This is a genomic window from Burkholderia latens, assembly GCF_902499045.1.
Lineage (GTDB): Bacteria > Pseudomonadota > Gammaproteobacteria > Burkholderiales > Burkholderiaceae > Burkholderia > Burkholderia latens.
Map to the genome: position 1 here is coordinate 34,134 of NZ_CABVPL010000060.1, position 10,865 is coordinate 44,998.

At 67.3% G+C, this 10,865-nt stretch carries 11 protein-coding genes; 7 read left to right on the forward strand and 4 right to left on the reverse strand.

Going from position 1 to position 10,865, the window contains the following annotated elements; all coding sequences use genetic code 11:
- Positions 1–294: 294 nt before the first annotated feature.
- The 4 genes from BSE24067_RS28750 to BSE24067_RS28765 are packed head-to-tail and all read right to left on the reverse strand — an operon-like array spanning position 295 to position 4,377.
- Positions 295–678 (reverse strand): GtrA family protein, encoded by a 384-nt coding sequence (locus BSE24067_RS28750; protein WP_151063242.1) that lies wholly within the window; start codon positions 676–678, stop codon positions 295–297.
- 15 nt (positions 679–693) lie between these two features.
- Positions 694–1,737, reverse strand: coding sequence for a glycosyltransferase family 2 protein (locus BSE24067_RS28755; RefSeq protein ID WP_151063243.1), 1,044 nt, complete (start codon positions 1,735–1,737; stop codon positions 694–696).
- Positions 1,738–1,762: 25 nt separating this feature from the next.
- The gene (locus tag BSE24067_RS28760) at positions 1,763–3,142 is read right to left on the reverse strand and encodes a glycosyltransferase family 87 protein (protein WP_151063244.1); all 1,380 of its coding nucleotides are present in this window, start codon (positions 3,140–3,142) and stop codon (positions 1,763–1,765) included.
- Positions 3,139–4,377 carry a glycosyltransferase family 87 protein gene (locus BSE24067_RS28765; protein ID WP_151063245.1) on the reverse strand — a complete coding sequence of 413 codons (1,239 nt, stop codon included), beginning with the start codon at positions 4,375–4,377 and terminating at the stop codon, positions 3,139–3,141. Before BSE24067_RS28765 ends, BSE24067_RS28760 begins: the two co-directional genes overlap by 4 nt.
- Before the next feature lie 1,045 nt (positions 4,378–5,422).
- Here BSE24067_RS28765 and BSE24067_RS28770 point away from each other — a divergent pair.
- The 7 genes from BSE24067_RS28770 to BSE24067_RS28800 all read left to right on the forward strand — a co-directional run.
- The gene (locus tag BSE24067_RS28770) at positions 5,423–5,614 is read left to right on the forward strand and encodes a Flp family type IVb pilin (protein WP_151063246.1); all 192 of its coding nucleotides are present in this window, start codon (positions 5,423–5,425) and stop codon (positions 5,612–5,614) included.
- A gap of 140 nt (positions 5,615–5,754) precedes the next feature.
- Positions 5,755–5,946, forward strand: coding sequence for a Flp family type IVb pilin (locus BSE24067_RS28775; protein WP_151063247.1), 192 nt, complete (start codon positions 5,755–5,757; stop codon positions 5,944–5,946).
- Positions 5,947–6,026: 80 nt separating this feature from the next.
- The gene (locus BSE24067_RS28780) at positions 6,027–6,233 is read left to right on the forward strand and encodes a Flp family type IVb pilin (RefSeq protein WP_151063248.1); all 207 of its coding nucleotides are present in this window, start codon (positions 6,027–6,029) and stop codon (positions 6,231–6,233) included.
- Between the two features lie 28 nt (positions 6,234–6,261).
- Positions 6,262–6,801, forward strand: coding sequence for an A24 family peptidase (locus BSE24067_RS28785; protein ID WP_151063249.1), 540 nt, complete (start codon positions 6,262–6,264; stop codon positions 6,799–6,801).
- A 32-nt stretch (positions 6,802–6,833) separates the two neighbouring features.
- Positions 6,834–8,234, forward strand: coding sequence for a P-loop NTPase family protein (locus BSE24067_RS28790; RefSeq protein ID WP_151063250.1), 1,401 nt, complete (start codon positions 6,834–6,836; stop codon positions 8,232–8,234).
- A gap of 33 nt (positions 8,235–8,267) precedes the next feature.
- Positions 8,268–9,107, forward strand: a complete 840-nt coding sequence (gene cpaB, locus BSE24067_RS28795) for a Flp pilus assembly protein CpaB (RefSeq protein WP_151063251.1) — start codon at positions 8,268–8,270, stop codon at positions 9,105–9,107.
- Positions 9,108–9,220: 113 nt separating this feature from the next.
- On the forward strand, positions 9,221–10,865 hold a 1,645-nt coding region (locus BSE24067_RS28800), incomplete at its 3' end, for a type II and III secretion system protein family protein (RefSeq protein WP_174904938.1).

Genomic DNA, 10,865 nt, shown 5'->3' on the forward strand with positions numbered 1-10,865 from the left:
GTACTGTATCGCATCGTGCGAGCGTGCGGCGCGGGCGTGGGTCCATACGCAGTGACGCTCGGGAATGCCGTCACGGACGGCTTTCGGCGATCAGGTGACAGGCCGGCAAAGCGGAGAGGGGATCCGGGCGAATGACGACGGCGTACTGATCACTACGCGTGAAAGCGATCCGGCAGCATCGTTCGAGCGAGGCCCGCGTGCGTCGAATGCGCGCCGAGCTGGCGCGGCGCCTGCGACCGGGCCCGGCGGGGCCGAATGGTCATTCTCGCCGTTGCCGCCGCCGCCGCCGCCGCGTCAGCGATACGTCCACAACCGGTGCATCGCGAACGTCGTCGGCGGAATCAGTACGGCGATCGCGACGATGCTCCAGCCGCGCGGCACGTTCAGCAGGTCGGCGGTGCGCGCGAGCAGCATCGTTTCGGTGAAGCCGGCCACGGCGACGACCAGAAAGCGCCGCAGGTTGCGCGAGCGCACGGACGACGAAAAGCTCCACAGCGTGTTCGCGAGATACGAGAACACCGTCGCGCCGATGAACGCGACCGCATTCGCGAGCACCTGCGTCGCATCGAACAGCGCGTACATCGCGCACGCGATCAGCGCGTGCAGTGCGGTCGAGCATAGCCCCGACAGGCCGAACCGAACCAGCCGCACGCGTTCCGCGTAGAGCAGCGCGAACATCGCCGCGTCCGCGGTTCAGCGCGCGCCGACCCGCACGCGGGCCGGCTGTACGCGGCGGCGTGCGGTCGTGCGGCGCGCATCGCGTGCGACCGGCAGCTCCACCACCTTGCCTTGCGACTGATAGCGGCGGCGAATCAGATAGACGGGACGTTGCTTCGACTCGTCGTAGATGCGCCCGATGTACTCGCCGACCACGCCGATGCCGACGAGCTCGATGCCGCCGATGAACAGCACGACCGACAGCAGCGACGAGTAGCCGAGCACCGGATTGCCGAACAGCAGCGTGCGGCCCACGATGAACGTGCCGTACAGGAACGCGAGCGCGGCGATGCCGAGGCCGATGTAGGTCCAGCTGCGCAGCGGCACGGTACTGAAGCTCGTGATGCCCTCGAGCGCGAAATTCCACAGCTTCCATCCGGAGAATTTCGAGTGCCCGGCGCTGCGCGCGTCGCGCTGATACTCGACGATCACGGCTCGGTAGCCGACCCACGCGAACAGCCCTTTCATGAAGCGATGCCGCTCGGGCAGGCTGCGCAATGCGTTGACGACCTTGCGGTCCATCAGCCGGAAGTCGCCGACGTTCTCGGGCAGCTTCACGTCCGACAGCAGGTTGTGCACGCGATAGTAGATCGCGGCGGCGGTGCGCTTCGCGAACGAATCGCATGCGCGGCTGCTGCGTTTCGCGGCGACGACTTCCGCGCCGTCGCGCCAGTGTTCGAGCATCACCGGAATCAGGCTCGGCGGATCCTGCAGATCGGCGTCGAGCGGGATCACGGCATCGCCGGCGGCTTCGTCGAGGCCGGCGGTCAGCGCGGCTTCCTTGCCGAAATTACGGGTGAGATCGATCACGCGCACGCGGCGGTCGCCCATGCTGACGCGAATCAGGCGTTCGAGCGTGTCGTCGCGGCTGCCGTCGTTCACGCAGACGATCTCGAAACGGATCGTATCGAGGCCCGACATCAGCGGAATCACGACGTCGAAGAAGCGTTCGACGGCCTCGCCTTCGTTGTAGAACGGCACGACGAGCGACACGAGCGGTGTATAGAGCGATTCGCGCATGATGGATCCCCTGTGTGATGCTGATTCAGCGGCCGCGGCCGAATGCCGGGCGGCCGATGCGGCGCAGTCCGTGCGCCGGGCGGTGGTGCGGTCGGACCGGACGCGTGAAGCCCGTCTCGGTGGAGCGGTCGCGCGCGTCAGGCAACGACGGCACGTCATGTCTTTCCTGTGCAATCCGGCTGACGAGCAGCGCGAGCGACGCAAGCGTGACGAGCGGCATGAACTGGAACGACAGGCGCGGCACCAGCAACAGGCCGGCCAGCGGCATCACCCACATCAGCAGCAGCCATTCGCGATCGAAGCGACGCCAGCCGTGCGTCCATGCGTAGCGCGCGTACCACGCGATCACGAGCCCGTACCAGGTGAGGTCGTAGTCGTACAGGTAGGGGCTCACGAGCAGGCACGCGCAAGCGATGGTCGCGGCACGCAGCGCGTACGAGCACGCGCCGCGCCAGGCGTAGACGACGGCGATCGCGGCGACCGTTGCCGACAGCAGCTGCAGTGCGCGGGCGACGTACGCGGGCCAGCCGGCCAGCGTCGCGAGCGCGAACAGGGTCGGCATCCGTGCGAGCTTCGACTCGCCGGCGCCGACGACCTGGTAGGCCGCGTGGACGCCGTGCGTGAACGCGAACCACGGGCCGGTCCCGAACGCGAGCGTCGCGAGCGCGGCGGTGCCGGCGATCGTTGCCGCCCATGCGGCCAGCGCACGCCATTGCCCGGCACACAACAGCGCGAGCGGGAACAGCATCGCAAGCTGCGGCTTCATCGTCAGCATCCCAAAGCAGATCCCGGCAAGCACGGGGCGGCGGTTCAGCAACAGCAGGCCGATTGCGGCGAGCGTGGCGGTGAACAGGCTAGTCTGCCCGGCGATCACGGCCAGGAATGCGGCCGGAAACGCCAGCGCGCAGAGCAACGCGTCGCCGCGCTGCACGATTGCGCGAATCGCGACCGCGAACAGTGCGTACGTGACGCCGAGCCACAGTACGAGCGCCGGCACGTACGGCAGATGGCCGAGCGGCAGCACCCATAGCAGCATGGTGGGCGGATAGAGCCACGGCAGCGTGCCGTCCGCGAGCGTCATCGTCGGGACCGCGAGCTTCTCGACCGCGAACAGCGCCGAGAAATGCCACGCGTCGATCGCATGGCCGTGCGCGGCGAGTCGCGCGGCGCTCCAGATCGGCGCGAAATCCTGGGACAGCGGTGGCAGCGCGCCGTGGTGCGACAGCGAAACGCGTATCACGTAGATGACGACGAACAGCAGCTCGGCCAGCAGCGCGCCGGCCGCGTAGATGCGTACGCGATCGCGATTGAGCCAATGCGGGTAGCGGCGCGGGCCCGCGATCGGGAGTTCCGGATGCGCGTCGACAGCGGGATGCGCGTGGCGCGCGAAGATCGGCGTTTTCATCGCACGCTCCCGGCTACGCGCACGGCACGGCGCATGACGACGAACAACACGGACAGCAGCACCAGCGGCCCGATCTGCGGCAGCTTCATCAGCCGGTTCAGCATCTCGAAGATCGGCAGCAGCCACGCGAGTACGAGAATGAGCTGGTCGCCCGGCAGCCAGCCTTCGTCGAGACCGTACGCAATCAGGCAGAACAGCGCGATGCCGAGCCACGTCAGTTCGTAGCTCCACAGATACGGTGTGGTCAGCAGCGTCGCGACGGCCAGCACCGCGGCGCGCAGGCGCATGTCGTGCGTGCGGCGCCACACGTAGACGGCCGACGCGATCGCGAGCAACGCGATTGCCGCCTGCACGGCCAGCGCGCCCGCCACCGATGCGCCGACGAGCCGCAATGCGGCGAACGGCGTCGGCGACGCGAGCCAGTACGACGCGAGCATGAAATGCTGGTCGCGCACGGTCGACATTGCATGGGCGAGGCCGTGCAGCGCGGCGGGCCCGGTCAGCGCGATCCCGGCCGCCGCGAACGACGTCGCGCTGATCGCCGCCGCCGCGAACGTACGCCACGCGCGCGCCGCGATCAACACGAACGGGAATACCACGGCCAGCTGCGGCTTGATCGCGAGCAGCCCGATCAGCACACCGGCGACGATCGGCCGCTTGCCGAGCAGATGCAGCGCGAGCGCGGCGACGCCGGCGGTCAGAATGCTGTTCTGGCCGAACAGTGCGGACAAGCACACCGCCGAATACGCGACCACGACGAGGCCCGCGGCGCGCGGCGCGGGAAGATGCGCGCGCAGTCCCGACAGGTGCGAGACAGCGTACGCGTAGCATAAAAGACTGCCCGCGAAAAAGAGGAAGTAAGCGGGCAGGAAAGGCACAAGGGCAACCGGCGCGATGAACAGCAACATCGTCGGCGGATAGAGCCAGGGAAGCGACCGATGCTGAAGATACGCACCGAAGTGCGCGAGCTCGGCCTGCAGGAATGACGAAGCGTCGTAGGCCGATGCGGCGTGGCCTTGCAACACGAGATGGGAGGCGGTCCAGAAGACGGAGAAGTCCACGCCCGGCAGCGCGATCGCGTCCGACGTGAAGCCTTCCGTCACGACGGCCCACGTGATGAGCAGCGCGACGAACAGCAGCAGCATGATGCAGCTGTACGGAATGATCCGGTCAGCCGTCAGCCATCGAGCGCAATGTCTTGCGCGATAGCGCGTTCCGCGATTGGCTGTGTACATGATGCCCCGTTCGATGTGAAGGCTGCTTGATCACGCGCAGCTGTTTCGTGTTGTCGTGCGTCCGGATCGAATCGCCGTGCATGGCGTTGTCCGGTGAATGCATTGTTGGAGAAAAAATCGCGTGACGCAAACCGCGGCCCGGCGCGTCGCTCGCCGGGCGGCCGCTTCCGGCGCCGGAAGCGGCGTTTTTACGTATGACCAAACGCTGCTGGCGGCCGTTGTGTTTCCGCGTTGAAACATTTCGCGTCGGACGGCGTCGCGGCGCTCCGCCGCGATAGCGGCGCGCGGCCGGATGCCGGGATTCGGGAAAGTCCCGAGAAAATAATTTGATGCCGCATGTGGACGGCGTGGGCGTGCGCCGGCCGCATGCCGCTGGCGCGCGGCACCCATATCAAATTTGAAACATTTCGTCCCGCCGGTCGCCGGGGCCGGCCGGCGGAAATCGCCGGAACCCTTGATACGTCTGGATTTTCGCCGAGGTGGTCCGCTCTTTGCGTTAGCGGTGGCACGGCAGTCGACGATGTGACGACCGACCGGTTCTCGAAGCAGAAGAAACGAGCCGGATTCGGAATCACGTGCGGATGGACGGCCGGAGCACGTCGGGGAACACGCTGCTCCGGGTCGCGCACCCGCCAGAACCGTCGCCGATCGACCGATGAGACCCGGCATCTGCGGGCAACAAGAAGTCGACAGCGCTGTAATTGGGGAATAAAAATGACAGACCTGAGCACATCGTGGCTGGCAAGCCGCGGCAGCAACGTGTTGAAGCATGTCCGCGGGGTCGTCTTCCATGCAACCGGAGCCCGTGCGTCGAACGGCAGTATCGCCGTTCGAATCGACCGATGCTTCCGTCTGATCGCATCGTACGTACGTCCCGTACGTTCCGTCTCCATGACACCCATTCGCATCGACGACAGGCACGAACCATACGGTTCGCGTCGTTGAGCTTCGCATTCCCATTTTTCCTGTAGTGCCGGCGGTACCCCCCTCCCAACGTCAATTCCGACGAACGGGTATTTAGTAGCAGTCCGAAAGGAGAGCGCAGATGTCGAAGATCATCCTCAAAATCGCCTGGTTTGCCCGGAACGAAGATGGTGTGACGGCCATCGAGTACGGTCTGATCGCCGCCCTTATCGCGATCGGCATCGTCGCCGCGTTGTCGGCGATCGGCACGGACCTCAAGGCGGTATTCAGCACGATCGCCGCCGATCTGGATTCGGCCGTAGCGGGCATCTGACGGTCGGGGGTGAGGGCCGGTCGAACCGGATCGCTCCTCACCGCCATACGGTAGTGAACGCAATCCTCGGCATACCGCCGCATCGTTTGACGATCATCCGGTACGCCAGGTTTTCAAGCAACCATGCAAGGAGATTCATCATGTTCAAGATCACTCAACAAATCGGCCGCTTCGTTCGTGATGAAGATGGCGTGACGGCCATCGAGTACGGTCTGATCGCCGCGCTGATCGCGATCGGCATCATCGCCGCGCTGTCGACGATCGGTACGGATCTGAAGCTGGTTTTCAGCACGATCGCGAAGGATCTCGATTCGGCAGTCGCAGGCATCTGATGGACCGTACCGCGGACGGCTCGGCTGGTGCAGTCCACGAGCCGTCCCGGTCTTCCGACCAGCCAGGAACCGGAGACACCATGCAAACCATTCTGCGTGCCGCATGCGGCTGGTTGGCTGACGAGCGCGGTGTGACGTCGATCGAATACGCACTGCTCGCGTCGATATTCGCCTGTGTCGTGCTGGGTACCGTCGTCACGTTGAAAGGGTCGCTGGCCAACGCGTACGAGGCCGTTGCAATCGCCGTTACGTCCGCCGTGTCCGCAGCGTTGGCGCTGTTTCCCTGATCCGCTCATTCGCTTCGCGAGGTTCGCCATGCTACTCGTTGCGCCGCCTTACCCGGTTCCGCTGTGCGTGACGCTGCTCGCGGTTGCCGCGGCCAGCACCGACATCGCGAGCCGGCGCATCCCGAACCGGCTCGTGCTGACCGGACTCGTCGGCGCGCTGGTCGCCCAGTGCGTGCTGCACGGCGTCCAGGCCGGCGCGCTCGCATGGCTCGCCGGCGCGGCGACCGGCTTCGGCCTGCTGCTGCCGTTCTATCTGCTGCGCGGCATGGCCGCGGGCGACGTGAAGCTGATGCTCGCGATCGGGGCGTGGGTCGGCGCGGAAATGACGTTCTACATCGTGCTGGCCACGTTCGTCGCCGGCGGGGTCGGTGCCATCGCGTTCGCGCTGTTGCGCGGCCGGATGCGCCGGATGTGGGCGAACGTCAGCGTGCTGATCGCGCGCCGTTCGCAACGGGGGCACGCCGGGGCAGCCGACGGCCCCGCGGAACTCGTGTCGGTCGGCACGCTGCCGTACGGCGTGGCGATTGCGGCCGGCACGCTCGGCATGTTGTTCGCGTCGTGCGCATAGCGCGACGAATCCGCAACGAGGATGGACCCAACATGAACACGAACCATACCGAACCGAGACAGGACGCGCAGGTTGCCCGCCTGCCGGATCCGTTGCCGTCGCGGGAGGCCCATACGAAGATGGGCGCGCAGCTGCCGGCGGCGCCGCGCTCGCTCGAGGACACCGGGCTCAGCATGACGTTCGTCGCCGGCCTCGTGCTGAAGTCGACGCTGATCCTCGGCCGCCCGTCGTACGCCGATCTGGTCGAGCGGCACTGCCTGCCGCTCGCCGTGCTCGACGACGTCTTTGCGTTCCTGGTGCGCGAGCATCTGGTCGAACTGACCCATCGCGGCGCGACCGATCTCGACGTGACGTTCCGGCTGACCGACGCGGGGCGCGTGGCCGCGCTCGAGGAAAAAGCGCGCAGCGGCTACAGCGGACCGGCGCCGGTGACGCTCGACGCGTATCTGGAATGCGTGAGCACGCATTCGGTGCGCAAGCTGCATATCAACTGCCGCGACGTGTGGGCCGCGTTCGAAGGCATCGTGATCGACACGTCCGTGCTCGATGCGGCGGCCGCGGCGCTGAATGCGGGGCGGCCGCTGCTGATCCACGGCCCGGCCGGCAGCGGCAAGACGTTCCTGGCCGAGCGGCTCGGCGCGCTGATGCACGGGTGCGTACCGGTGCCGCATGCGATCTGCGTGGCGGGCGAAGTGATCCAGATCTACGACCCGCTCGTGCACGTCGACGCGGAATCGCAAACGGACGGCCGCTCGGCCGATCGCCGCTGGCGCCTGTGCGAGCGGCCGGTCGTGATGTCCGGCGGCGAACTGACGCTCGAGGAGCTCGATTTGCGCCGCGACGCAGCGTCGGGCTTTTACCAGGCGCCGCCGCACATGAAGGCGAACATGGGCATGTACGTCGTCGACGATCTCGGCCGCCAGCGGGTCGAGCCGCGCGATCTGCTCAACCGCTGGCTGCGCCCGCTCGATCGCGGCGTCGATTTCCTGACGCTCGAATCCGGCAACCGCTTCGTGCTGCCGTTCGACGTATGGCCGGTGTTCTCGAGCAACCTCGCGCCCGAACAGTTCGCCGACGACGCATTCCTGCGCCGGCTCGGCTCGAAGCTCCACGTCGGTCCGATGTCGATCGACGATTACCGCGCCGTGTACGACGCGGCCTGCGCATCGCTGGGCCTCGTGTCGGCGAACGACGCATTCGAATTCCTGCTGCATCGGCTGCACTTTCCGACCGGCAAGGCCTTTCTCGCATGCTTTCCGGCGGACCTGCTGCGCCTCGTGGCCGCCGGCGCGCGTTACCGCGGCGATCCGCTCGAGGTGACGCACGACGCGCTGTACGACGCGTGGACGAGCTACTTCGGCGCAGCGCCCGATCGCGACGGCGGTTATCCGCCGCTCGCCGAGCGTGGTGGTCGTACGTTCGTCACCGGTTGAACCGTTTTTTCCGAATCGTCGAGGAGCATTGCCATGAAAAACAGTCGCGCAGTCATGATGCTGGTCGTCGCGATGATCGCGGGTCTTGCCGCGGTCGTGTTCGCATCACGCTGGTTGATGCAGACGTCCACCAGCTCGGTCACGTCGGTCGCGGTCGCGACCACCGACCTCAACTTGGGCGAGCCGCTCGGGCCGAACCAGATCCACATGGTCAGCTGGCCGTCGGGGAGCGTCCCGACCGGCGCGTTCACCGACACGAAGGAACTCGAAGGGCGCGTCGTGCGCACGAGCCTCGCACGCGGCGAGCCGGTGATCGAGTCGAAGCTCGCGCCGGTTGGCACGAAGGGCGGGCTGTCCGCGGTGATTGCCGACGGCAGCCGGGCGATCACCGTGCGCGTGAACGACGTGGTCGGCGTCGCGGGCTTCGCGCTGCCGGGCAACTACGTCGACGTGATCGTCAACACGCAGGAACAGCAGGGCAAGGCCGACGGGCAGAGCATCTCGAAGATCGTGCTCGAGCACATTCTCGTGCTGGCCGTCGCGCAGCAGGTCAGCCGCGACGACACCGCACCGAAGGTCGTGAACGCGGTGACGCTCGAAGTCACGCCGGAACAGGCCGAACGCCTCGACCTCGCACGCAGCGTCGGCACGCTGTCGCTCGTGCTGCGCAACCAGATCGACCAGAAGACGCTGACGACCGACGGCGCGACCAAGCTGACGCTGCTCGGCAAGGCGCCGGTCGCGACGCCGGCGCCCGCACCAGCGCCCGTGAAGACCGTGCGCGTGCGTGTCGCGTCGCATGCGGCACCGGAAGCGCGCCGCGATTGCGTCGGTGTGCTGACGGGCGTGCACGGCAGCGTCGAATGTTTCTGAAACCGCACGACACATCCAGATAACCAGATTAACCAGATCGGCCGCCGTCACGGTACGGCGGCCTTGGAAGGCGACAACCGGCGGCTCGCCGGTCACTCGGGGGATCAGTCGAAATGAAGATCAATCCGCAACACTCAGGTACCGGCCCGGTGCGCACGCGCATCGCACGGGGCACGATGATGGCCGCGATCCTCTGTACGGGGTGGCTGACGGTGTACAGCGCGCTGGCCCAGGAAGGCGTGGAATCGGCCGCGCTGACGAAGGGGGGCGCGAGCGCGCCGGCCGCCGTCGCGAAGGGGCCGATGCAGATGACGATCAGCATGGCGCCGGCGCCGGCCGCCGCGGCGTCGGCGTCGGCGGGACCGCTGCGCGGGCCGAACTGCGTGGGCGCGGTGCGCGAATCGACCAGCGTCAGCGTGCCGCTCGGCAAGTCGCTGCTCGTGCCGATGCCGGAGCCGGTCCGCAACCGGACCATCGGCAACCCGGCCGTCGCGCAGGCGACGATGGTGTCGCCGCAGACGCTGTACATCCTCGGGCTCGCCGTCGGCACGACCAACATGATCGTGCAGGGCCGGAGCGGCGCATGCCGCGTGATCGACGTCGCGGTCGGCGCGGACGCCGGCGGCCTGCAGGCATCGCTGATGCAGCTCATGCCGAACGAGCGCGACATCCACGTGTCGACCGCGGCCGGCACGATCGTTCTCGCGGGCACCGTATCGAACTCGCAGGCCGCGCAACAGGCCGTGCAGATCGCCCGCGCGTACAGCGACAGCGCGGGCGGCGGTGACGGCGGCGGCGCCGCCAAGGGCGGCGGCGTGCTCAACATGCTCGCCGTCACGTCGCCGCAGCAGGTGATGCTCGAAGTGAAGGTCGCCGAAGTATCGAAGACGCTGATCAACCAGATGGGCAGCGCATTCAACATCCAGGGCGGCTTCGGCTCGTGGAGCGGCGCGCTCGTCAGCAACCTGCTCGCGGGCGTCGCGAGCGGCGCGATCTTCAACAAGGCGAACAACAAGCCGTTCAGCATCGCGGCCGACGCGCAGAACACCGACAACCTCGTGAAGATCCTCGCGGAGCCGAATCTCGTGACGATCAGCGGCCAGGAAGCGACCTTCCTCGCCGGCGGCAAGATCTTCATTCCGATCCCGCAGAGCAGCGGCAACGGCACGTCGGCGATCACGTTGCAGGAAGAGGAGTTCGGCGTCGCGCTGAAGTTCACGCCGACCGTGCTCGCGAACGGCCGGATCAGCCTGAAGGTCGCGCCTGAAGTGTCGGAGCTGTCGCAGACGGGCGTCACGCTGAGTGCGACCAACGTCGGCGGCACGTCGATCCTGCCGCTGATCACGACGCGGCGCGCGTCCACGACGGTCCAGATGGGCGACGGCGAATCGTTCGCGATCGGCGGGCTGATCAAGGACAACGCGACGGGCGCGCTGAAGGCGATCCCCGGCGTCGGCGAGGTGCCGGTGCTGGGCGCGCTGTTCCGCAGCACGTCGTTCCAGCAGGACCGCACCGAGCTGATCTTCGTCATTACGCCGCACCTGGTGAAGCCGCTGCAGACCGCCGACGTGGCGTTGCCGACGGACAGCTTCTCGAAGCCGAACGAAGCCGACGTGTACGCAACGGGCAACATGGAAGGCCGCGGCGGTGTGCGCAAGCCGGCCGCGCAACCCGCGAACGGCGCCGCTGCCGCACCGCAGGCGCCGGCCCCGGCTCCGCAATCGGACGTACCGGCCGGCCGGGCCGCGGCCCTGCCCG

What these genes read in the sequence shown, in the direction of transcription:
- BSE24067_RS28750 (WP_151063242.1), bottom strand. Translation starts at nt 678, where the DNA reads ATGTTCGCGCTGCTCTACGCGGAACGCGTGCGGCTGGTTCGGTTCGGC.
- BSE24067_RS28755 (WP_151063243.1), bottom strand. Translation starts at nt 1,737, where the DNA reads ATGCGCGAATCGCTCTATACACCGCTCGTGTCGCTCGTCGTGCCGTTC.
- BSE24067_RS28760 (WP_151063244.1), bottom strand. Translation starts at nt 3,142, where the DNA reads ATGAAAACGCCGATCTTCGCGCGCCACGCGCATCCCGCTGTCGACGCG.
- BSE24067_RS28765 (WP_151063245.1), bottom strand. Translation starts at nt 4,377, where the DNA reads ATGTACACAGCCAATCGCGGAACGCGCTATCGCGCAAGACATTGCGCT.
- BSE24067_RS28770 (WP_151063246.1), top strand. Translation starts at nt 5,423, where the DNA reads ATGTCGAAGATCATCCTCAAAATCGCCTGGTTTGCCCGGAACGAAGAT.
- BSE24067_RS28775 (WP_151063247.1), top strand. Translation starts at nt 5,755, where the DNA reads ATGTTCAAGATCACTCAACAAATCGGCCGCTTCGTTCGTGATGAAGAT.
- BSE24067_RS28780 (WP_151063248.1), top strand. Translation starts at nt 6,027, where the DNA reads ATGCAAACCATTCTGCGTGCCGCATGCGGCTGGTTGGCTGACGAGCGC.
- BSE24067_RS28785 (WP_151063249.1), top strand. Translation starts at nt 6,262, where the DNA reads ATGCTACTCGTTGCGCCGCCTTACCCGGTTCCGCTGTGCGTGACGCTG.
- BSE24067_RS28790 (WP_151063250.1), top strand. Translation starts at nt 6,834, where the DNA reads ATGAACACGAACCATACCGAACCGAGACAGGACGCGCAGGTTGCCCGC.
- cpaB (WP_151063251.1), top strand. Translation starts at nt 8,268, where the DNA reads ATGAAAAACAGTCGCGCAGTCATGATGCTGGTCGTCGCGATGATCGCG.